Raw genomic sequence first — 22244 nt, forward strand, 5'->3', positions numbered from 1 at the left:
TTGATGTATGCAAATGAGAAATCTTGCGATCTGGGCCCTGGTTTTCGTTCTGGTTCTGGCTCTGTTCCAGCTCCTCCAGAACTCGTCCACGCCCGGCGTGGCCCCCCAGGAAGTGACCTACTCGCAATTCCTCGAGCGCGTGGAGCGCAACGAGATAGAAGACGTCACGATCCGTGGCGACGAGGTGCGCGCGCAGACGGCGACCGGTCTCGTGGTGGCGACCCTGCCGCCGCAGGACAATGAAACCGTCGGCCTGCTTCGCGAAGCCGGCGTCAATATCCGTGTCGAACAGGACAGCCAGGAAGGCAATTTCCTGATCAATACGCTGATCGGCTGGTTCCCCTTCCTGCTGCTGATCGGCGTGTGGATTTTCTTCATGCGCCAGATGCAGGGCGGCGGACGCGGCGGCGCCATGGGCTTCGGCAAGTCCAAGGCGCGCCTGCTGACCGAGCATCAGGGCCGCAAGACCTTCGACGATGTCGCTGGTGTGGACGAGGCCAAGGACGAGCTCCAGGAAGTCGTCGAATACCTCAAGGACCCGTCGAAATTCCAGCGCCTCGGCGGCAAGATTCCCAAGGGTGCACTGCTGGTCGGCCCGCCGGGTACGGGTAAGACCCTGCTCGCCCGTGCCGTGGCCGGCGAGGCCAATGTGCCCTTCTTCACGATTTCCGGTTCAGACTTCGTCGAGATGTTCGTCGGCGTCGGCGCCTCCCGTGTCCGAGACATGTTCGAGCAGGCCAAGAAGAACGCGCCCTGCATCATCTTCATCGACGAGATCGACGCGGTCGGACGGTCCCGTGGCGCCGGGCTTGGCGGCGGCAATGACGAGCGCGAACAGACACTCAACCAGCTGCTGGTCGAGATGGACGGCTTCGAGTCCAATGAAGGCATCATCCTGATCGCAGCGACCAACCGTCCGGACGTGCTCGACCCGGCGCTGCTGCGCCCGGGCCGTTTCGACCGTCAGGTCGTGGTGCCGAACCCGGACATCACCGGCCGCGAGAAAATCCTCAAGGTTCACATGCGCGACGTGCCTCTCGGCTCGGACGTCGACCCGAAAGTTATCGCGCGCGGAACGCCGGGCTTTTCCGGCGCCGACCTCGCCAATCTGGTCAACGAGGCCGCGCTCCTGGCCGCACGCCGGAACAAGCGTCTGGTGTCGATGATCGAATTCGAGGACGCCAAGGACAAGGTCATGATGGGACCCGAGCGCCGCTCCATGGTCATGTCCGAGAAGGAGAAGCAGCTCACCGCCTATCACGAGGCCGGTCACGCCCTGGTGGCGCTGAACATGCCGGCCACCGATCCGGTGCACAAGGCGACCATCATTCCGCGCGGCCGCGCTCTGGGCATGGTCATGCAGCTGCCCGAAGGCGACAAGATGTCGATGACCCGTGAGGAGATGACCTCTCGTCTGGCCGTCATGATGGGCGGCCGCATCGCCGAGGAACTCAAATTCGGGAAGGAGAAGGTCACTTCCGGCGCCGCCTCCGATATCCAGCAGGCGACGCGCCTGGCGCGCGCCATGGTCACCAGCTGGGGCTTCAGCGATGAGCTCGGCACGATCGACTATGCCGACGACCAGGGTGAAGTCTTCCTCGGCCAGCAATTGGTGCAGTCCCGTTCGGTCTCGTCGGACACCGCCAAGAAGATCGAGGACGAGGTGAAGAAGCTCGTTGATCAGGGTCTTGCCGATGCCAAGCGTGTCCTGACAGAAAAGCGCAAGGACTGGGAGACGCTGGCGGAAGGACTGCTCGAATACGAGACGCTGTCGGGAGCGGAGATAACGGATCTCCTGAACGGCAAGCCGCCGAGCCGCCCGGAGGACGATGCCACACCGCCGTCCGGCACGCCGTCCAGCGCCGTTCCGACCACGGACGAGGATCCCGACCCGGAGGTCGGCCCGGAGCCCCAGGGCGCCTGATCCGGAACTGGCATACGAATATGAGAACCCCCGGAGCGATCCGGGGGTTTTTGTTTCAACGGATGCCGCTTGCCTTCCGCTCGTCGCGGGACTAGCTAGCGGACATGCCGAAATTCAGATCGCGCCGAAATTCCGACCTGCCCTTCGTAATGGGGGTGCTGAACGTTACGCCGGACAGTTTCTCCGACGGCGGCAAATGGCTCGACCAGGCGGCGGCGGTCGCACGCGGGCTGGAAATGCTGCGCAACGGGGCCGACGTGATCGACATCGGCGGCGAGTCGACACGGCCGGGCGCCGAGCCCGTTCCGGCTGACGAAGAGATCCGCCGTATCGTTCCGGTCATCAAGGCCCTCCGCGAGGAGACGGCGGCGCGGATATCCGTCGACACCTTCAAGCCCGAAGTGGCCCGTGCGGCGGTCGAGGCGGGTGCCGATATCTGGAATGACGTCATGGCCCTGCGTGCGGACGGCGCAGTGAAGACGGCCGCCGAGCTGGGCGTTCCCGTCATCCTGATGCACATGGCCGGAACCCCGCAGACCATGCAGAAGAATCCGCAGTATGACGACGTCGTCTCGGAAGTCTGCGATTTCCTGACAGACCGGGCCGATATCGCCATGGCAGGCGGGGTGAATGCGGACAGTATCTGGCTCGATCCGGGGATCGGCTTCGGCAAGTCGCTCGATCACAATCTGGCCCTGATGCACCATCTCGATGAAGTCATCGGTCTGGGCTATCCGGTCCTCTTCGGGGCGTCCCGCAAACGCTTCATCGCGGCCATCGACGAGGGGGCGGAAGAGATGGAACGCCTCGGCGGCTCGCTCGCGGCGGCCCTGCGGGCGGCACAGGCGGGCGCGGCGATGGTGCGGGTGCACGATGTGCGAATGACGGTCCAGGCCCTCAAGGTCCAGGCGGCGATCCGCAAGGGCCGGTCGTGACGCGTCAGAGTTCCGGGAGACAGAATTGAGTTACACGCTATACGGACAATCCGGCTTCGGTTCGACCTGTGTCGAGGCGGCGCTGGAGCTGCTCGACCTCGATTACGATTTCGAGGAGGCCAATCCGATCGGCGATGCGGAAAACCGCAAACTGGTGCGTTCGGTCAACCCGGTCGGCCAGGTTCCGGCCCTTATCCTGCCCGATGACGATGTGATGACCGAAAGCGCGGCCATCCTCATCTATCTCGGTGATCTCCATCCCGAGGCGGGTCTGGCGCCGGCTGTGGATGCGCCCGAGCGGGCTGAGTATCTGCGTTGGCTGCTCTTCCTCGCCTCGAGCTTCTACGCGACCTTCACGATCTCCGACGGGCCCGAGCGATTTCATCCCGACCCGGCGACCCACAAGACGCTCCTCTTTCAGGCCGACGAGCGGCGCAAGGCGATGTGGCGGGTGATGGACGATGCGTGGAAGGGCAAGCCGGGTCCGTTCCTTCTGGGCGAACAGATGAGCATGCTCGACGTCTATGTCTCGATGATGAGCTATTGGGATCCGCGCCGGGACTGGTTCATCGCCAATTGTCCCAATCTTGCCGGACCCGTGCGGGCGACCGAGAAGAACCCGGTCATCCGCGAGGTCTGGTCGCGCAATTACGACCTCGTCGTCTGACGCCGGACCGGACGGCGCAGACCGGAGGCCTGCACCGTCCCGGTCCCTGGCCGGTCAGGCGCCTTCGCCGAACATGAAGAGCAGGAACTCCGCCGGCTGGTCGTAGGGATTGAGAAACTCGTGACTCATTCCGGCCGGGATGAAGATGATCTGCCCGTCATGGACTTCATGGTCCACACCGTCGAGCCGCGCGATGGCGCGATCGCCGGTGATGGCAATGATGGTCGGGAAAGGATTGGTCTGGCTGCGCGGGTCCTCGTTCACATGCTGTCCGGGCATGAGATAGCCGAAGCCGCTGCGGAAGCCCGGCTGGTAGTAGACCAGACCGGCATTGCCGCCGTGCACGAGGCGGGTCTCATGCTCGCGCCAATTGATGATTTCCGGCGTGCCGCGCGTGAAGAAGTGGAAGGTGAAGGCGAGGATGGCCGGATCGAAACCGGCGCCTTCCATGAGCTCGATATCCATCGGTGCGTAATCGGTCGAGAAGGCTTTGCCCATGGCCGTGAGCGCCGCCATTTCGCCGCGATCGACCTGGCCGAGCGTTCCGCCTTCCGCCGTGTAGTAGAAGGTCGGCGTTTCCGGTTCACCCGGCCGGACTCTGAAGCGCGTATTCTCCCGGTCGAGCTCGACCGTCCACCAGTCATCGTCGACGACGACGCCGAAGGCCCAGTCGCGGGCGAAGGTCGGGTCGGTCATGTAGTCGGCGGCGAAACGCTCCAGAATGGCGCCGTGCTCGGGCGACTGTGCCAGTGCTGCCGGGATGATGGAGAGGCTTGCCGCAGCAGCGGCGAGGGTGGTGCGAATAAGGGTCTTCATGGGTTCTATCCCCCGTTTGAAAGTGTCTTTCCTGTACCCGTTCTTAAAACTAACTAACCAGATAGATAATTAAGCGGCACAGCACACCGCCGGATTATCCCCCGTCATCCTCGCCGGTCCCGATCCCCGAAAGGACCAGCCGGCGCAGATGCCGGGCAAACGGGGCAGCCTCGAGTTCAAGGTCTGCCATACCCTGATGCCTGGTCACCGCCTTTCGGATGCGGTCGGTGAGCGAAAAAAAGATGGCCGAGCCGACGATGGAGAGGTGGAGCATGTGCGGATCCACCTCACGGAAGCGCCCGGTCTCCCGTCCCGCTTCGTAGAAGCGCCGCGTCGTCTCCATGAAATTGCGCAGCTTTTTCGCGGGTTCTTCGCGGGTCATGATGTCGCCGTCGAGATAGTCGCGCAGGATCATGCGCGAGAAGCTCGGCCGGGCGATGATGGCGTCGGCGAAGACCTCGATGAAATCGCCTATGGCGTCGACCGGCTCGCCTTCCGCGGGCACGCTCTTTCCCAGCTGGTCGAGGACATCGTCGATGATCGCTTCCAGCGTCGCCGTGTAGAGGCCCTCCTTGTCGCCGAAATAATAGCGGATCATCGCCTTGTTCACGCCCGCCTTCTCGGCGATCGCATCCAGCGTCGTCCCTGCGAAACCATGTGCGGAGAACAGGTCTTCGCCCGCCTTCATCAGCTTGTCGCGCGTCAGCGCTGCATTGCGGCGCCGGACGGGGCGGGACTGGGCTGACGGGTCGGACATCTAAAGACGCTCCAGAAACTTCTCGAGCCGCTGCAGGTCTTTTGGCAGCTCGGACTCGAAACGTAGATGCTCGCCGGATACCGGATGGATGAAGCCGAGAATGACGGCGTGCAGTGCCTGGCGGCGGAAATCCCTCAGCTCGCGCCCATTATCGGACGTCGCGAGGATATTGCCGCGGCGATTGCCATAGACGGGATCGCCCAGCAGCGGACAGCCCTGATGGGCCATGTGCACGCGGATCTGGTGCGTGCGTCCCGTCTCGAGCCGGCATTCGACCTTGGCGGCGAGGGCCGTCCCTACCGCGGCATCCGGCGCCTGCCCGTATCGGGCGAAGGTCTGGTAGTTGGTGATGGCGTGCTTGCCGGCCTCGCTGTGCGGATCGTGCGGAACCTCGAATTTCTTGCGGTCGCGCGAGGCGCGGGCGATCCGCGTCTCGATACGTCCGGCCTTGGGCGAGGGCGCGTTGCGGGTGAAGGCGATATAGGCGCGCTCGACCGAGTGTTCGGCGAACTGCGCAGCAAGGCCCTGATGGGCGCGATCCGACTTGGCGACGACCATGACGCCGGACGTGTCCTTGTCCAGACGGTGGACGATGCCCGGCCGCTCCACACCGCCGATGCCGGAGAGCGATCCGGCGCAATGGTGGAGCAATCCGTGCACGAGCGTACCGGTCCAGTTTCCCGCGGCCGGATGAACGGCGAGCCCGGCGGGCTTCATCAGCACGATAAGGTCGTCATCCTCGAACAGGACGTCGAGGTCCATCTTCTCCGGCTTGGGTTCTGCCGCGCGCGGCGCCGGAACGGTCAGCGCATAGGTCTGGCCTGCCGCAATCTTGGCGGAGGGATCGGTCAGCACCGCGCCGTTGCAGCTCAGCTGGCCGTCCTCGATCAGGGCTTTAACCCGGGAACGGGAGAGATCGTCGAGGGCGTTGGCGAGCCAGCGGTCGAGACGTTCTCCCTGCTGTTCGTCATCGACGTTCAGCGTGCGGATGTCCGGTGTGGTGTCATTCATCGTCAAGCGAGTAGCCTTGCTGTCGCGAACACGCAATATTCGCGTGCGATTGAGTACACCGGGCCTGTGACACGGGGCCGATGAGTGAGTAGACCGGGGGACGAGTATGACCAGCAAGCTGACGCGCCGCGGCGCACTGATCGGGGCGGCCGGGGCCGGTCTCGCCGTCGGAGCCTGCTCGGACAGCCCGGACGCCTTCACGCCGGCTGGCGGCACGACCTTCCGCCATGGTGTGGCGTCCGGCGATCCGGACGGGACCAGCGTCATGCTTTGGACGGCCCTGACCGATGACGGCGGTGGCTATCGCGGCGTGGAAGTGGCACGCGACGATGCGTTTTCGGACATCGTCTTCGAAGCGGGCGAGGAGATTGCCTACATCACCGTCCAGCCCCTGGGCACGCTGAAAATCCTCGCGACGGGGCTGGAGCCGGGGCAGCGATATTTCTACCGCTTCCGTCTCGGCGACGAATACTCTCCCGTCGGCGTGACGCGCACCCTCCCGGAAGGCACGGTCGACAGTTACACGATCGGCGTTTTCTCCTGTTCGAACTTTCCGGCCGGTCATTTCAACGTCTACCGGGAAGCGGCCGCGAACGGCGATCTCGATCTCGTCATCCATCTGGGCGACTACATCTACGAATACGCCATGGGGGAGTATGCGACCGAAAATGCCCAGGCGCTCAACCGGGTACCGCAACCGGGACACGAGATCGTCTCCCACGCTGACTACGTCGCCCGCCACGCCCAGTACAAGTCCGATCCGGACCTGCAGGCCCTGCATGCGGCCGCGCCGTGGATCATGTCCTGGGACGATCACGAGACGGCGAATAATTCCTGGCGCGACGGGGCGGAAAACCATGATGCCGGCGAGGGCCGCTGGGAGGCGCGGCGTGATGCGGCCCTGCGCGCCTGGTATGACTGGACCCCGAGCCGCGAGCCGGAGGATATGCGTGAGCGGTTCGGAACCTATGAGATCGGCGACCTTGCCACGCTTTGCCTGATCGAGAGCCGACTGACGGCGCGCGATCAGGAAGTGGCGCTGGACAGTTTCCCGATCGCCTCGGACACGGACGATACCGATCCGGACAATCTGGCCGCCGTCGCCGCCTGGAAGCGCGATGTGGTCGGCGCCGAGGATCGCGAGCTGATCGGCGAGACGCAGATCGCGGGCATCCAGTCGGCCTGCGCGGCGTCGGTCGCGGCAGGCAAGCCGTGGCGCATCCTGGCCAACCAGGTGATCATGTCGCGCGTCAATTTCCCGAATTTCGCCACCGAAATGCCGGCCTGGCTGCGCTGGTATGCGACGCGCAACAGCGAGTTCGCTCGCCAGTTCATCATGCGGACCCGTTTCGACATCCCCTTCAATCTGGACATGTGGGATGGCTATCCGGCGGAACGCGAGCGCCTTTATGACGCGCTTCGTGCGGTCGATGCGGATGTCATCACCCTGACCGGGGACGTCCACTCCTTCTGGGCCAATGATCTGGCCGATGCTGACGGGAATCGCGTCGGTACGGAGTTCGTGGGAGCCTCGGTGACCTCGCCGTCGCCCTTCTCCGGCTTCGCAGCGCCGGGCGTCGACTACGGGAAGATGATGGTCGAGGCCAATCCCGACGTCGCCCACTGCAATATGGAAGATCACGGCTATATCCGCCTGACCCTGACGCCGGGTTCCGCAGATGCGGAATACATCAAGGTCTCCACTATCCTGCAGCGCGACTATCGCGCCTCTCTGGAAAGCGCCTGGCGCCTCGAGCGCTCGGGCCTGGGCGCCCCGCCGCTGGAACGGGTAGGCTAGAGGAAACGCAAAAAGGGCGGCCCGCCGGGCCGCCCTTTTTCGTCGTGCACGTCCGTGCGCGGGATTTACTGGCCGGCCTGGCCCTGCAGGGCGACGGCTGCAGCCTCGATGCGCTCGGCGAGCGCCTTGTCGGTCTGGGCGGCTTCCGCGATCGCGTTGTAGTCCGGGATGGAGAGGCCGGAATTCTCGACATGCACGGCCATTTGCTGCTGGGCCTGCTCGCGCAGGGCGTTCTGGGCTTCCTCGCCTTCAGCGGCCTGGAGCTGCGGCGTGAAGGTCTCGACAACGCCCTGCACGCCGATTGCGGCGGCGAGGAATTGGTCGATCTGGGCGTCGGTATACTCGGTCATGTGGAATGTCCCTCCGGAAGTTTAATGGGAAAGTGCTGGTCCTGAATTAGGAGCCGTATCGGTTCGGCGCAATACGCAATCATGTCATGTTGAATGAGTAATGGGCCCGTATTTTTAAGATCGATTCGTCCAAAATACTGAAATGCGTCATTCGAATTACGTAGAATCGCGTCTCTGCAAGCATGTGAATTCTGCGTAATTAGGCCGGTTTATTTAGGAATGCGTCGCGTGAGAAAGCCCCTGCCGCGCGGCAGGGGCTTCATCGCATCGGGTGGGTTGCGACGGCTATTGCGTGCCCCGCGACTGGGCTTCCGCCCGCAGGCGCTGGGCGACGCTCTGGTTCTCGCGCGCGGCTGATGCGATCGCATTGTATTCGTCCACGCTAAGCCCGCTATCGGTGACGATCGCGGTCATCCGCGCCTGGGCCTGCTCCTGTATTTCCGCCTGCTCTTCCTGCGTCGAGGCAGCCTGGAGCTGCGGCTGGACTTCCGTGACGAGGGCCTCGATGGCGATCGCTGCATCGACGAAGGACACGATGTGTTCCTCGGTCAGCTGGAACTGGTAGTCGCCTGTCTGCGCGGCCTCGGCCTGCTGTGCGAGAGCTGGCGTGGCGGACACGGATACGAGGGCCGTCGCCGCGAGCGCGGCGCTGGCAATTTTGCTGAATGTCATGGGGTACTTTCCGGTTGCTGCAAGATAAGGGGCCTTGCGGCCCGCGGCTCGGAACCCCACTGGCGTAACAAACCTGCGCACAGAAAAACACCCCCGCACTGGGATGCGCGGGGGTGTATTCGATTAATTTGTCCTGATCGGCCGAAGCCCTGCCGTATCAGGCCCGCTCGACGAGGCGCATGAAGCGGTCCTTGAGGGCCGGATCGGTCTGGAACTCGCCGGTAAAGCTCGTCGTGATGGTCGAGACGTTCGGGTGGTGCACGCCGCGGGTCGTCATGCACTGATGCTTGGCATCGACCAGGACGGCCACGCCGCGCGGCTGCATGGCGTCGGTGAGCGCATCGGCGATCTGGGCGGTCATCGTCTCCTGCGTCTGCATGCGCTTGGAGAAGATTTCGACAACGCGGGCGATCTTGGAGATGCCGACCACGGCTTTCGACGGCAGATAGGCGACATGGGCCACGCCGAGAATGGGAGCGAGGTGGTGCTCGCAATGGCTCTCCACGTCGATATTGGTCAGCATGACCATGTCGTCATAGCCCTGCACGTCCTCGAACGTCTTGCCGAGGGCTTGTGCGGGATCGGCTTCATAGCCGGAGAACCATTCCTTCCACGCCTTGACCACGCGCTTGGGCGTGTCGATCAGGCCTTCGCGCTTCGGGTCGTCGCCGGCCCAGGCGATCAGGGTGCGAACGGCCTCTTCGGCCTCTTCGCGCGACGGGCGGCTGGCGGCAAGGGCAGCAATACGGGCAGCTTCTGGGGTCACGGCGTCCATCCTCATGGATCCTTTCGTTGACGGGTCGGCTCGACCTATACGTCGAAACCGTAGTTCCGGTTTCCGGATCGAGGACGGCAGGAACGGCTGAAAGCAGTCTTTCCCCTGAAATCCTCTGTTTGCGCATGTGCGCGCAGCCCGTATTTAGGTCGTCTGCGCCGCGTTTCCAATGTTAAGAGGGCATCCGGCGCCCGAATTTTTCAGTACCGCACTCTCAGAAAGCCGTTTTCCCATGCAAACGCTCACCCTCTACGACACGATGGCCCGCAAGAAACGGGTCTTCGAACCGATCGATCCTGACCGGGTGACGATGTATGTCTGCGGGCCGACGGTCTATTCCTACGCCCATATCGGCAATGCCCGGCCGCCGGTCGTGTTCGACGTTCTGCGCCGCGTGCTCGGCGTGCTCTACGGGCCCGAGCATGTCGTGCTGGCCGCCAATATCACCGATATCGATGACAAGATCATGGCCGCCGCCCGGGAGAGCGGCGAGGGGATCGAGACCGTCGCGACGAAGTTCGCCCGCATCTATCGCGAGGATCTCGATGCGCTGGGTGTCGAGACGCCGACGCTCGAGCCCAAGGCGACCGACCATATCGAGCCGATGATTGCCATGATGCAGCGTCTGATCGATGGCGGTCACGCCTATGAGGCGGAAGGCCATGTACTCTTTTCGGTGACGTCATACGAGCGATATGGCGCGCTCTCTCGGCGTTCGCAGGACGACATGATTGCGGGCGCCCGCGTCGAGGTGGCACCCTACAAGAAGGATCCGGCCGACTTCGTGCTGTGGAAACCGTCCAGCGAGGACGAGCCGGGCTGGGACAGTCCCTGGGGGCGCGGCCGTCCGGGCTGGCACCTGGAATGCTCGGCCATGTGCGAGACGCATCTCGGCGAGACCATCGACATTCATGGCGGTGGCATCGATCTGGTCTTCCCGCACCATGAGAACGAGATCGCCCAGTCGACCTGCGCCCATGGCGGCAAGGCGATGGCGAACTACTGGCTGCACAACGGTTTTCTCAATATGGGCTCGGACAAGATGTCCAAGTCGATCGGCAATGTCGCCCTGATCCACGATCTCAAGGAAAGCTGGCCGGGCGAGGTGCTGCGCTGCGCCCTGCTGACCGCGCATTATCGTGCGCCGCTGACCTGGAATGCCGACCTGCTGGCCAAGACGCGCCGCTCGCTCGACCGGATCTATGGCGTGCTGCGCCGTCTCGGCGATATCGAGGCCGAACCGGCCGCGCTGCCGCAAGCCTTCCTCGATGCCGTGCTGGACGATCTCAACACGCCCAAGGCCATTTCCGAGCTCTTTGCGCTCGCCGGGTCTGCCAACAAGGCACAGAGCGATGCCGAGAAGGCGAAGGCCAAGGGCGAACTGCTCGCGGCCGGCGCCCTTCTGGGGCTCGCCCAGGGCGATCCGGACCAATGGTTCGGCCTGACCGGCATGGATCCGGCCGAACGCGCGATGATCGACGATCTCATCGAGCAGCGCCAGCAGGCCCGCGCCGGCAAGGACTGGGGCCGCGCCGACGAGCTGCGCGACGAGCTCAACGCGCTCAATGTCCAGGTCGATGACGGGCCGGAAGGTTCGACCTGGCGGGTGGCGGAGTAGGACATGTCGTTGAAGGGAGGCTGGCAGGAAAAGGCGGCAGCTTACGTCGAGGAGTACATGCGTTCTGTCGACTTCGCTGCCTACTCGATCGTCACCGTGCGCCCTCTCGTCTACGATAACGCACTGCAGGAAGCTCTAAACGACACCTATGAAAATCACATCCTGTGGCACCTTCGTAGTGTTGTGGCCCGGGATATTGTTGGGTTTGTCGCCAAAGCAATGGATCCTACGAAGGGCGCTTTTTCCTTAAAAGGCCTAATAAGCAACGTGCGGAAGCAGCCTTTCTGGTCGGACTTGGAGGCCGATTGGATTGGTCAAGGCGGAGTAAGCTTGTTGACCGACCAGCCGGATGGGCTGGGGCTGTCAGTGGCTGTGAGCCCCACAGCTTTTGTGAACCAATTAAGCCAACGCTTAGAGGCCCTGCAGTCGTCCGATAAGTTTAAGAAGGTGAAAGGCATGAGAGACCAGATCGTGGCTCACCTTGGTAACCCTGTAAAACAGCATCAGCCGCTTATATTGCCCAGCTATGACTGTTTGTTTGAGTTGGCTGATGAGATTATCGAGATCGCACTACAGTTTGCCAGTTTCATGACCTGCACGACACCGGCAGACGTGCGCGAGTTCGCGCGGGTCTACTCGGAAGAATTCTGGGCGCGGCTGTCCGGAATCGAGCCGTCCCGGCTGCGCTTCGACAGGCCCGGCTGAAGTTCCGGACGAGGAAAGTTTTTGTTATGTCCCTTAAAGGTTTCAACGTGATGCTCCAGGCGGAGGACGCCGTGGGGGTGTGTTTCGTCTCCTATGGCGTGGTCGCGGCGGATGCCGATGCGGCGGCGAGGCTCGCCGAGGGCGCGGCGCTGTCGGAAGGTTTCTGGGGCGTCGAGATCGACGAGGTCTGGGAGCCGGAACCGGACGAGGGCGAAGATCTGGGCGATATCCCGGAAGTCCTCGGCCGCACCGAACCGACCTATCTCGACGAAGACGAGATGGATATCGATTGAGGGAGCGAACTCTCCGAGGTCCTTCCCCTTGACGGGGAAGGTGTCAGGCAAAGCGTGACGGAAGGGGTGAAACGCGAAGCGTTCCGCTTTTGGTGAAGTCACCCACTCCACCCTGCCTTCGGCGCGGTCCCCCTCGCCCGTCAAGGGCGAGGACCTTGAACGCGGTTTCCTGCGAAGTTCGACTCGTTTCATGCTATCTTCTTGGACTGCCTGACTGATTCCCGGGCGGGCAGGGGCAAGGGGCCGGCATGACGACGCGCCGTTTCGATGTTGTTCTGCACTGCAGGGACGAGACGGGCCGTTTCCGGATGGTCGCGCATGTGCTCGCCAGCGAAGCGGCCGAGGCTGCCGTGCTGGCGCGCGCCTCCCTGGCCTTGCAGGACGTGGAGTGCCTGGACGATGACAGCGTTACCGATCTCGGCGAAAGCCGGTTCGAGGGACCGGACGTGCGCCGCGTGACCGGTCTGGGCGCGCGCATCTATCTGGACGGGTAGGGGCTGGCAAAGCGCCGGGAAGGCGCTTAAATAGCGGGTATGGCAGACGCGCTTTATTCCAATGCCGTCCTCGGACTGGCCGCGGATATTCCGCATGTCGGGCGACTGGCCCGGCCGCAGGCGTCTGCGCGCAAGGTCTCCCGCCTGTGCGGCTCCGAGATCGAGGTGGATGTCGCCATGAAGGGCGACCGGGTCGCCGATCTGGCGCTGCGCATCAAGGCGTGCGCGCTGGGGCAGGCCTCCGCCTCCATCCTTGCGCGCCATGCCGTCGGGGCCTCGCGCCAGGAACTCGAGCAGGCCCGTGACAGCCTTCTCGCAATGCTCAAACAGGGCAAGCGCGTCCCCAAAGGGCGCTTCGCCGAACTCGCCGTGCTCGAGGGTGCGCGCGAATACGCCGCGCGGCACCAGTCCATCATGCTGGCCTTCGACGCCATCGTGGACGCGGTGAGCCGGGCGCGCACCGGGACGACCACTACCACCCCGCTCGCCGGTCGCGAGACCGGTTAGGGCTGTCCGGTCCCGCCGCGCCGGCAGGACGCCCCGGACAGTCCGGAAAGACCGTATTCACCCCCTCAGATTACTGCGGTCCGCGCTGCGCATTTGAGGTCCATGGTGGACAGGGCGCGGCGGGGCGTTAAAAGGCTTGAATCCACATGCGTTCGAAGGAACGGGGAGAAATGGGAAAAGGTCCGCTGGCCTGGCTGATGATCGGCATGCTCCGTGTCTATCAGCTGACGCTGTCGCCGGTCTTTTTCGCGCTGGGTGTGCGCTGCCGGCATGAGCCGACCTGCTCGCACTATGCCAAGGATGCCATCAAGGCCCAGGGCAGCTGGCGCGGAGGCTGGTTGACGCTCGGCCGGCTCGGCCGCTGCCGCCCGGGCGGCACCTATGGTTTCGACCCCGCACCGGAGACGCGCACCAAGGCAAGATGGTGGGCTGTCTGGGCGTTCAGGCCCGAACAGCCAGACCCGATGACGGACAGGCTTCCGCCGGCGGACCGCGCCGACGACAAGGACGAAGACCGATGATCAATGTAACGCTTCCCGACGGCTCCCGAAAAGAACTCGCCGACGGGGCTACGCCGCTCGACCTGGCCGAGAGTATTTCCAAATCCCTCGCCAAGGCGGCCATTATCGCCGAGGTGGACGGTGAGGAATGGGATTTGACGCGCCCCTTCGAGGGAGACGCGAAAGTCGCCATCGTCACGCGCAAGGACGATAAGGCGCTCGAGGTGATCCGCCACGACACGGCGCACGTCCTCGCCCAGGCGGTGCAGGACCTCTTCCCCGGCACGCAGGTCACGATCGGCCCGGCCATCGAGGACGGCTTCTATTACGACTTCGCCCGCGACGAGCCGTTCTCGACGGAGGACTTCGAAGCGATCGAGAAGCGAATGGCCGAGATCGTCGATGCCGACCTGCCTTTCGAGCGCGAGGTCTGGGACCGGAACGACGCCATCGCCAAATTCGAGGAGATGGGCGAGGCCTACAAGGCCGAGCTGATCCGCGATCTGCCGGAAGACGAGACGATCACGATCTACCGCCAGGGCGACTGGATGGATCTGTGCCGCGGTCCGCACCTGCCCTCCACGGGCAAGATCGGCAAGGCCTTCAAGCTGATGAAGCTGGCCGGCGCCTATTGGCGCGGCGATCATCGCAACGCCATGCTGCAGCGTATCTACGGCACGGCCTGGCCGGACGAGAAACAGCTCAAGGCGCACCTGCACCGGATCGAGGAAGCCGAGAAGCGCGACCACCGCCGTCTCGGCAAGCAGATGGAACTCTTCCACTTCCAGGAAGAAGCCCAGGGCCAGGTGTTCTGGCACCCCAATGGCTGGACGCTCTATCGCACGGTGCAGAACTATATGCGCCGCCGTCTCGAGGCCTCCGGCTATGTCGAGATCCGCACGCCGCAGCTGATGGACCGGAAGTTCTGGGAGGCCTCGGGTCACTGGGACAAATACCGGGAGAACATGTTCATCTCCTCCATCGACCAGGAAGAGAAAATCCTGGCGGTAAAGCCGATGAACTGCCCCTGCCACGTCCAGGTCTTCAACCAGGGCCAGAAATCCTATCGCGATCTGCCGCTGCGCCTGGCCGAGTTCGGGTCCTGTCACCGCTACGAGCCGTCCGGGTCGCTTCACGGTCTGATGCGTGTGCGCGGCTTCGTGCAGGACGACGCGCACATCTTCTGTACGGTCGACCAGATCACGGACGAGGTGAAGTCCTTCTGCGATCTTCTGAAATCCGTCTATTCCGATTTCGGCTTCGACGAGATCCGCATCAAGTTCTCCGACCGTCCGGAACAGCGCGTCGGCTCCGACGAGGTCTGGGACAAGGCCGAGGCGGCGCTGCGCGAGGCGGCCGAGGCGTCGGGTCTCGATTTCGAGCACAATCCGGGCGACGGCGCCTTCTACGGCCCCAAGCTGGACTTCGTGCTCAAGGACGCGATCGGCCGGGAATGGCAGACGGGCACGATTCAGTGCGACTTCAACCTGCCGGAACGTCTGGATGCGACCTTCGTCGGCGACGACAGCGAGAAACACCGTCCGGTCATGCTGCACCGGGCCATTCTCGGCTCGCTGGAGCGTTTCCTCGGCGTTCTGATCGAGAGCTATGCCGGCAAGCTGCCGCTCTGGCTGGCGCCGCGTCAGGTCGTGATCGCGACGATCACTTCCGATGCGGACGGTTACGCCGACGAAGTGAAGGCCGCCATGCTGAAGGCCGGACTGCGCGCGGAAACGGATCTTCGCAACGAGAAGATCAACTACAAGGTCCGCGAACATTCCGTCGGCAAGGTGCCGGTCATCGCCGTGGTCGGTCGCAAGGAGGCCGAAGAGGGCACGCTGGCCCTGCGTTTCCTGGGCGAGGATGGCAAGAAGCAGGAAATCCTGCCGCTGGAGGACGCCATTGCGCGCATCGCCGGCGATGCCCTCGATCCGGACCTCAAACGGGCCTAGGAGAGGCGGTGATCCGGTGAACGTTCGCGGCGAGACACGGGCCGGTATCTGCGGCATCGTCGGCTATGCCCTCTCGACGGGGTTCGCCGCGGTCGGTTCGCTGCTGATCCCGCCCCTGGTTGCTTTGCTGGCGATTGTCGCCGTCCCGCTGGACCGTGAATTCTGGCGCTTCCGCGAATTCCCATGGGCGCTCGCGGGGGCGCTGGCCTTCCTGGCCTGGGCACTGCTCAGCTTTCTCTGGTCGCCCTATGACAATCCCGAGCAGATACTGAAGACCGGTTTCGGGATACCGCTTTATATCCTGTTCGCCGTGCGGATGGGGCAGCTGGGCAATGGCTGGCGGCGGCGGGTCGAGGCGATGATGATCTTCATGGTCGTCACGCTGGGGCTGATCCTTCTGTCGGAAGCCCTGATGGGCGGTTATGTCACCCGCAGCTTCAAGATGCTCGACCCCTTCTTCGCTGAGATGACGCGTGCGGATGTGGACGAATTCGTCTTTCGCAATCTGGGCCATGCCGCGGTCCCGCTGATCCTGATGAGTGTTCCGGTATCGCTGATCGCCTGGCGCGCGGGCGGACCCGTTATCGGCGTGGTGGTGATGATATTTGCGGCTATTGCGGCGTTCAGTTTTCGCACCGAGGTGAACGCAGCCGCTTTCCTGTTGGCGAGCGTTGCGGCGGGGCTCGCCATGGTCTGGCCGAGGGCCATGGTGGTCTTCGTGTTCGGTGCGTCGGCCGGACTGGTTCTGGTACTGCCGCTGATCGCGCCGGCCCTGATCGAGGTGGTGCCTGATGGCTTGCGGCAGGCTCTGCCGGATTCCTGGGATTACCGCCTCGACATCTGGGCCTTCGTCGGCGAACGCATCCGCGAACAGCCCTGGTTCGGATACGGATTCAACGCGTCGCGACCGCTCAATGACGAGCTTTTTATCGTCGTCGGGGATACCGTGCACAATGTCGAAGCCTTGCCGTTGCATCCCCATAATGCGACGCTGCAAATCTGGCTTGAGACCGGCGCGGTCGGGGCGGGGTTGTTGGCTGGCACGCTCATTGCGTTAGGGGGGCGAATTGCCGGTGCGATACAGCTCTCGCGGCTTCAGGCGGTTGGCGCCGTCTGGGTGCTCGTGGTTTATGTCGCGCTCATCGTGTTCTCTTACGGGGTATGGCAGGAATGGCACCAAGGGACGGTAGCGCTGGCGGCGGCCTCGGTCCTCTTTCTCGGGGCGAGGAAGCCGGTTCGCTGAACCGGCCTACGCTCTCCGTCGTTACGGTCTCCTGGCAGACCGGACCCCGCCTGCTCGATGCGGTCGACTCGATCCTGTCCGCTGACGGGGTCGACGAGTTCGTGCTGGTCAATCACGGCAATCCCGAGCGCATGACGAGGGCCCTGCGCGAGAAGGCTGCGGCGACGGAGAAATTCGTACTCGTGGAGACCGGCGGCAATCACGGCTTCGCGCGCGGCTGCAATATCGGCGTCGAGCGCGCACGCGGCGATCTCGTACTCTTCCTCAACCCCGATGCCGTGCTGGCGACCGGTGTCGCCTCCCGTCTCAAGCAGTCAGCCGACGGACTGCCCGGCGATGCGCCCTGGATTATCGGCGCGCGCATCGTCAATCCGGACGGGAGCGAGCAGCGCGGCGGACGGCGGGGCGAGCTGACGCCGGCCTCTGCCATGGTCGGTTTCCTGGGGCTTGATCGTTTTGTCCCCGGCATGAAATCGCTGCACTATGAGCGCGATCCGCTGACGGACACGCTCATGCCGGTTCCCGTCGTATCGGGTGCCGCCCTGCTCATGCCGCGCGCGGGTTTCCGGGAACTCGGCGGGTTCGACGAGCGCTATTTCCTGCATGTCGAGGATATCGATATCTGCCGCCGCGTCCGTGAAGCCGGTGGCAGCGTCTGGTTCGAGCCGCGGGCCGACATCGTCCATTTCGGCGGGACCAGCCGGACCTCCCCGACCTTCGTCGAGACCCAGAAGGGTCTCGGCTTCATCAAGTATTTCTGGAAGTTCTACACCGGCCCGCTCGAACGCCTGACGACGATGGCGATGATCGTCCCGATCTTCGCCGCCCTGTGGGGCCGTGTCGCCTTTCTGAAACTGCGCCGGGGCGTTCGTAATCGCCGTCATCGCAATCGCGCCCTGCGGCGCCTGAAACGGCTCCGGGCGCACCGCGCCAGCCGCTGACGGGCGCGTCGCGTCAGGCTGAGGGTTTGGGAAAGCCGCCCGCTTTCGACAGCGCGCTCTCGACCGGGTGTTTCAGCCCGTCCGTTTCCAGCCATTTCGCCGTCTCGATCAGCTTGGAAAGATCGAGCCCGGTCTCGTAGCCGCCGCGCTCGAGCATGTAGACGACGTCCTCCGTCGCGACATTACCCGTCGCCGCCGGGGCGAAGGGGCAGCCGCCGATCCCGCCGACCGAGGCGTCGATGACGTCCACGCCGGCCTCGACGGCGGCATAGATATTCGCCATCGCCGTATTGCGCGTGTTGTGGAAGTGCATGCGCAGGCGCATATCCCCGCTCTCGGCCCGGACGAGATCCAGCGTTTCGCGCACCGTCCAGGGATCGGCCACACCGATCGTGTCGCCTATGGCAAATTCAACGGCACCCGCGGCCCGGGCGCGGGACGCCAGATGGGCCACGGTTTTCGGATCGACCTCGCCGTCGAAGGGATCGCCGAAGGCCACCGAGACCGTGACCGAGACCGGCACGCCCTCGTCATGGGCGAGAATGGCGATCCTGTCGAAGAGATCGGCGGTCTGTTCCGGCGTGGCGTTCTGGTTCTTGAGGCCGAAACCCGGCGAGGCGACCATGACGTAATTGACCTCGTCGCAGCCCGCATCGAGCGCCCGCCGCATGCCGCGCTCATTGAGCGCGAGGCCGATATATTTCACCCCGTCCTGACGCGGCACGCGCTCCATGACTTCCGCGGAGTCCGCCATGGCCGGAACGAGTTTCGGGTGCACGAAGCTCGCGGCTTCCATGCGCTTGACGCCGGCATCGATCAGCCGGGAGACGAATTCGATCTTGGTGTCCGTCGACATCATCGCCGGATCGTTCTGGAGCCCGTCGCGCGGGCCGACTTCAACGATTTCGATCTTGCGGGTCATTGGGGTTCTCATCAATTTGCCAAGGATCGATATGAGACAGGTCAATCCGGTCTAGAAGCTGGCGTCCGTTGCCACAATTAGTCCAGGCCAGGATCAACGTCGCGCCATCGCCACGCGAGTAATTCGTTCCTGATGCCAGACTGATATGGCAAACGTCATTGTCGATGATCCAAGTGATGAACCGGCCCAGGGCCGCTACTTTGGCAGACCTAGCATCGCGGACATTTTGAACTTCAGGAAGGCCTGGAAGGCTGACAGATCCGAATCCACGGTAGGCCCAGACTTCTTCCGGAACGTCATCGGCATTGACACGTCCAGATATCAGAAGTGTGCTGAGCCACCTGGCTCGCGACAAGTCCAGCACCACCATGGTCGGCTCATCCCGTCCTTCCGTGAAGGCCAAAACCTCTTCTGCCGAGCCCAGCACGGTATCCGTGCCCAGCGAGAAGACCAAGCTGGGCTCGGTATAGCTGGAGGCAGTGACAATTTCCTCCGGCGCGATACCGGCGATCGTGTCGGAATAGGCGCGGGCGGCGCGGACCTGGTCGGCGAGGCGCACGGCATAGGCATTGGGCGCCGCAGCGCCGCGGCCCATCACCTGCCAGCCCAGTCCGGCAAGTACGGCGAGCACCAGGACCAGCGCCGTGCGACCGGTCCGCTCGGCGATCAGTGCGGCTCCGGTGAATGCCGCGAACAGTGCGGCCGCGGCGGCGACCCAGGCGGCCACGGCCGGATCGAGCCCCAGCTCGAACCCGCCCTCGAAACCGGCCATGGACAGGCGTACCGCATCCCAGCTCGCATTCGATCCGTACAGGGCAAAGAGGACCGGCATGGCGATGGCGAAGACGAGACCGGCGAAGGCGAAAAGGCCCCAGCTCACCCAGCGCTGCCATTGTGCGGCCTTCGCCAGTTCCATCAGTCCCCAGCCTGCCGCGAGCGCCAGCGCCGGATAGGCGGGCAGGACGTAGTGCGGCAGCTTGGTCGGCAGGATCTCGAAGACGAGCCAGGTCGGGATCGCCCAGGCGATCAGGAAGCGGGCCGCAGCGCCTGCATTATCGTCCAGCTTGCCGCGCACGGCGGCCACGACGCGTCCGGCGCCCGGCAGGAGGAAGAGCGTCGCCGGGAAGAAGAGGAGCGGCAGGAGCAGGAGGTGATAGCCTACCGGTCCGCCATGACGCTCATGGCCGGACACCAGCTTGGGACCGAGATCGTCGCCCAGCGCCTCGCGCAGGAAATTGCCATCGGTGGCGATCTGGATGGAGATCAGCCAGGGCAGAACCATGGCGATGGCGAGGATCGGGCCGGGCCAGAACCTGATCAGCGGCATGAGCCAGCGTGCCTTGCGCTCCCAGATCACCAGCGCGATCACGGCGAGGCCCGCCACCATGGGCGTGACGGGACCCTTGATCAGCGCGCCAAGCCCGATGGCGAACCAGAAGATGAGGGCCGTCTTCCAGCCGGTCGAGCCCGCTCTGACATGCGCCAGCGCGGCCATGGCTAGCGTGGTGGAGCCAGCGAGCATCGCATCCGTCTTGGCGATGCCGCCTTCGATGCCGAGCAGGACGGTCGTCGCGAAGAGCGCCGCGCCCGCGAAGGCCGCCTCGCGTCCCACAAGGCGCTGCCCGCCCCAGAAAGCCGCGATTGCGGCGAGGATGACGCCGAGCAGGGAGGGGATGCGATAGGCCCAGATCTCGCGCGCTTCGGCGTCGGAAAAGGCTGCGACCGAGGCCGCCTGCAGCCAGTGAATCCCGACCGGCTTCTTGTTGCGTTCCTCGTCGAGGAAATTGATCTCGACGAAATTCCCGGTCTCCAGCATTTGCGCCGTCGCCTGGGCGAAACGGCTCTCGTCGCGGTCCAGCGGCGGCATGGTGAAAATGCCCGCCAGTGCGGAGAGGGCCGCCAGAAGGCCGATGATGAAATAGGCGCGCAAGCCCCTGGAAAGTTCGGTCATTTCCCGCTCCGGATGGCGCGCGGCTGAGAAAAGCCTCGCGTCGCGTGTCAAACCCGGTATGAAACGGGTATCCCTGTTTCGCAAGCTCAAGCAGACACCTATGAGCCAGACCGCCGATACCAACACGCCCGACATCTCCGTCGTCGTGCCCGCCTATAACGAAGCCGGCAATGTCGTGCCGCTTGCGCGCGAGATCGCGCAGGCGCTCGAGGGCCGGAATTTCGAGATCGTCTTCGTGGATGACTGCTCCACCGACGATACGCGCAAGGAGCTGATCGAGGCCAAGGCCGATCTGCCCATGCTGCGGGTGATCGCCCACCGCAATAATGCCGGCCAGTCGCGTTCCGTGCGCACGGGCGTGATGCATGCCCGCGGCAAGGTGGTCAGCATGCTCGACGGGGACGGCCAGAACCCGCCGGAAAACCTGCCGACCGTGATCGATGCCCTGATGCGCGAGGACGCGCCGGAAGATCTCGCCCTCGTCGGGGGCGACCGGTCTGCCAATCGCCAGGACTCGGCCTGGAAGAAATTCGCCTCGCGCTTCGGCAATGGCATCCGCAAGAGCCTGCTCAACGATAATTGCAATGATACGGGCTGCGGGCTGAAAGCCTTTTATCGTGAGGCTTATCTGCAACTCCCCTTCTTCGACCACCAGCACCGTTTCCTGCCTGCGCTGATGAATCGGGAGGGTTACAGGTGCGAATTCCGGCCGGTCACGCACCGCCATCGCACCATCGGAGAGTCGAAATATACGAATTTTGGCCGTCTTTTCGCCTCTTTGACAGACATGCTGGGCGTGATGTGGTTAAATTCCCGGGCGCGCAATCCGCGCGGGAGTGACGAAGTCTAGCCAGGGCGGGCCGGTATCGGTCCCCCGCATGTCAGAAAGGACACGATATGGCGTTAGGAGGGGATAACGGCGTATTGTTGGGTATGACCGCAGCGGATCAGGCAAGACGCCGCGGCGGCAAGAACGGGGGAGGTTCCATGTTCAATGTAATTCCGCTCATGATCGTTCCGGTGGTGGTCTACGCCGCCCTTGTGCTCTTCAGCGCCGGCGATCCCGCAGCAGCAGCCGCCATGATGGACAGCGGTGTCTTCACCATCAATCTCGCTTCCGGTCCCTGGGACATGAAGCTGGGAGACCTGCTCATCATTCTCGGCATGTTCACGCTCTTTATCGAGCTCGTGAAATCCGCCGGCACCGGCACCGCGACCATTCTCAATCACGGCCTGTCCATGGTCGTCTTCGTGATCGCGATGGGCATGTTCCTGCTGGTCGGCCGTTTCGGCACCTCGGTTTTCTTCCTGATCACGCTCATGGCGTTCATGGATACCGTGGCCGGTTTCGTCGTCACCATCGTCGCGGCCCGCCGCGACCTCGCCGTCGGCGGCGGCGGCGAATGACCTAGC

Annotated in this window: 23 protein-coding genes; 15 read left to right on the forward strand and 8 right to left on the reverse strand. The window is 63.9% G+C overall.

The features are described from left to right. Positions 1–7 precede the first annotated feature (7 nt). The 3 genes from ftsH to AC13HB_RS05110 all read left to right on the forward strand — a co-directional run bounded on the left by ftsH (position 8) and on the right by AC13HB_RS05110 (position 3526). Positions 8–1924, forward strand: coding sequence for an ATP-dependent zinc metalloprotease FtsH (ftsH, locus tag AC13HB_RS05100; protein WP_482948652.1), 1917 nt, complete (start codon positions 8–10; stop codon positions 1922–1924). A gap of 104 nt (positions 1925–2028) precedes the next feature. Beyond that, positions 2029–2859 carry a dihydropteroate synthase gene (gene folP / locus AC13HB_RS05105; protein WP_482948653.1) on the forward strand — a complete coding sequence of 277 codons (831 nt, stop codon included), beginning with the start codon at positions 2029–2031 and terminating at the stop codon, positions 2857–2859. 25 nt (positions 2860–2884) lie between these two features. Beyond that, entirely contained in the window at positions 2885–3526 is a 642-nt protein-coding gene (locus AC13HB_RS05110) for a glutathione S-transferase family protein (protein ID WP_482948654.1), read from the forward strand. A 54-nt stretch (positions 3527–3580) separates the two neighbouring features. Here the strand turns inward: AC13HB_RS05110 and AC13HB_RS05115 are convergent, their stop codons facing one another. From AC13HB_RS05115 to AC13HB_RS05125, 3 genes are all read right to left on the reverse strand, one after another. Then, positions 3581–4342 (reverse strand): cupin domain-containing protein, encoded by a 762-nt coding sequence (locus AC13HB_RS05115; protein WP_482948655.1) that lies wholly within the window; start codon positions 4340–4342, stop codon positions 3581–3583. A 94-nt stretch (positions 4343–4436) separates the two neighbouring features. After that, positions 4437–5099, reverse strand: a complete 663-nt coding sequence (locus tag AC13HB_RS05120; protein ID WP_482948656.1) for a TetR/AcrR family transcriptional regulator — start codon at positions 5097–5099, stop codon at positions 4437–4439. After that, positions 5100–6110: an RluA family pseudouridine synthase gene (locus AC13HB_RS05125; RefSeq protein WP_482948785.1), complete on the reverse strand. Its 1011-nt coding sequence runs from the start codon at positions 6108–6110 to the stop codon at positions 5100–5102. A 106-nt stretch (positions 6111–6216) separates the two neighbouring features. Between AC13HB_RS05125 and AC13HB_RS05130 the strand changes: the two genes are divergently transcribed. Further along, positions 6217–7908, forward strand: a complete 1692-nt coding sequence (locus tag AC13HB_RS05130) for an alkaline phosphatase D family protein (RefSeq protein ID WP_482948657.1) — start codon at positions 6217–6219, stop codon at positions 7906–7908. Positions 7909–7973: 65 nt separating this feature from the next. Here AC13HB_RS05130 and AC13HB_RS05135 read toward each other — a convergent pair whose 3' ends face one another. The 3 genes from AC13HB_RS05135 to folE form a co-directional block, all read right to left on the reverse strand. Continuing rightward, complete coding sequence (locus tag AC13HB_RS05135; RefSeq protein ID WP_482948658.1) at positions 7974–8258, reverse strand: DUF4168 domain-containing protein; 285 nt, start codon at positions 8256–8258, stop codon at positions 7974–7976. A gap of 285 nt (positions 8259–8543) precedes the next feature. After that, positions 8544–8930 (reverse strand): DUF4168 domain-containing protein, encoded by a 387-nt coding sequence (locus tag AC13HB_RS05140; protein WP_482948659.1) that lies wholly within the window; start codon positions 8928–8930, stop codon positions 8544–8546. A 157-nt stretch (positions 8931–9087) separates the two neighbouring features. Then, complete coding sequence (folE, locus tag AC13HB_RS05145) at positions 9088–9705, reverse strand: GTP cyclohydrolase I FolE (RefSeq protein WP_482948660.1); 618 nt, start codon at positions 9703–9705, stop codon at positions 9088–9090. Between the two features lie 232 nt (positions 9706–9937). Here folE and cysS point away from each other — a divergent pair, with 232 nt between their 5' ends. The 9 genes from cysS to AC13HB_RS05190 all read left to right on the forward strand — a co-directional run bounded on the left by cysS (position 9938) and on the right by AC13HB_RS05190 (position 17958). Then, a complete protein-coding gene (gene cysS, locus AC13HB_RS05150) occupies positions 9938–11323 on the forward strand; it encodes a cysteine--tRNA ligase (protein WP_482948661.1) in 1386 nt (461 codons plus the stop codon). A gap of 3 nt (positions 11324–11326) precedes the next feature. After that, positions 11327–12028 (forward strand): AbiU2 domain-containing protein, encoded by a 702-nt coding sequence (locus AC13HB_RS05155; protein WP_482948662.1) that lies wholly within the window; start codon positions 11327–11329, stop codon positions 12026–12028. 26 nt (positions 12029–12054) lie between these two features. Next, positions 12055–12321 carry a hypothetical protein gene (locus tag AC13HB_RS05160; RefSeq protein WP_482948663.1) on the forward strand — a complete coding sequence of 89 codons (267 nt, stop codon included), beginning with the start codon at positions 12055–12057 and terminating at the stop codon, positions 12319–12321. A gap of 248 nt (positions 12322–12569) precedes the next feature. After that, on the forward strand, positions 12570–12815 hold the full coding sequence (locus AC13HB_RS05165) for a hypothetical protein (protein WP_482948664.1): 246 nt from the start codon (positions 12570–12572) through the stop codon (positions 12813–12815). A gap of 39 nt (positions 12816–12854) precedes the next feature. Continuing rightward, positions 12855–13322 carry an iron-sulfur cluster assembly scaffold protein gene (locus tag AC13HB_RS05170; RefSeq protein ID WP_482948665.1) on the forward strand — a complete coding sequence of 156 codons (468 nt, stop codon included), beginning with the start codon at positions 12855–12857 and terminating at the stop codon, positions 13320–13322. A 170-nt stretch (positions 13323–13492) separates the two neighbouring features. Then, positions 13493–13843: a membrane protein insertion efficiency factor YidD gene (gene yidD, locus AC13HB_RS05175; protein WP_482948666.1), complete on the forward strand. Its 351-nt coding sequence runs from the start codon at positions 13493–13495 to the stop codon at positions 13841–13843. Then, positions 13840–15774 (forward strand): threonine--tRNA ligase, encoded by a 1935-nt coding sequence (gene thrS / locus AC13HB_RS05180; protein WP_482948667.1) that lies wholly within the window; start codon positions 13840–13842, stop codon positions 15772–15774. The genes yidD and thrS overlap by 4 nt, the downstream gene beginning before the upstream one ends. A gap of 16 nt (positions 15775–15790) precedes the next feature. After that, positions 15791–17017, forward strand: a complete 1227-nt coding sequence (locus AC13HB_RS05185; protein WP_482948668.1) for an O-antigen ligase family protein — start codon at positions 15791–15793, stop codon at positions 17015–17017. Further along, positions 16945–17958, forward strand: coding sequence for a glycosyltransferase family 2 protein (locus AC13HB_RS05190; protein ID WP_482948669.1), 1014 nt, complete (start codon positions 16945–16947; stop codon positions 17956–17958). The genes AC13HB_RS05185 and AC13HB_RS05190 overlap by 73 nt, the downstream gene beginning before the upstream one ends. A gap of 13 nt (positions 17959–17971) precedes the next feature. On the opposite strand, the gene AC13HB_RS05195 is transcribed toward AC13HB_RS05190, so the two are convergent. Next, the gene (locus tag AC13HB_RS05195; RefSeq protein ID WP_482948670.1) at positions 17972–18880 is read right to left on the reverse strand and encodes a hydroxymethylglutaryl-CoA lyase; all 909 of its coding nucleotides are present in this window, start codon (positions 18878–18880) and stop codon (positions 17972–17974) included. After that, positions 18855–20831: an ArnT family glycosyltransferase gene (locus tag AC13HB_RS05200; protein WP_482948671.1), complete on the reverse strand. Its 1977-nt coding sequence runs from the start codon at positions 20829–20831 to the stop codon at positions 18855–18857. The genes AC13HB_RS05195 and AC13HB_RS05200 overlap by 26 nt, the downstream gene beginning before the upstream one ends. Positions 20832–20931: 100 nt before the next feature. Between AC13HB_RS05200 and AC13HB_RS05205 the strand changes: the two genes are divergently transcribed. Together AC13HB_RS05205 and AC13HB_RS05210 are read left to right on the forward strand one after the other, a co-directional pair. Further along, complete coding sequence (locus AC13HB_RS05205; protein ID WP_482948672.1) at positions 20932–21681, forward strand: glycosyltransferase family 2 protein; 750 nt, start codon at positions 20932–20934, stop codon at positions 21679–21681. 137 nt (positions 21682–21818) lie between these two features. Beyond that, positions 21819–22238 (forward strand): hypothetical protein, encoded by a 420-nt coding sequence (locus AC13HB_RS05210; RefSeq protein WP_482948673.1) that lies wholly within the window; start codon positions 21819–21821, stop codon positions 22236–22238. The last annotated feature ends 6 nt before the right edge of the window (positions 22239–22244 follow it).

This window comes from Maricaulis sp. B-26, from assembly GCF_056857855.1.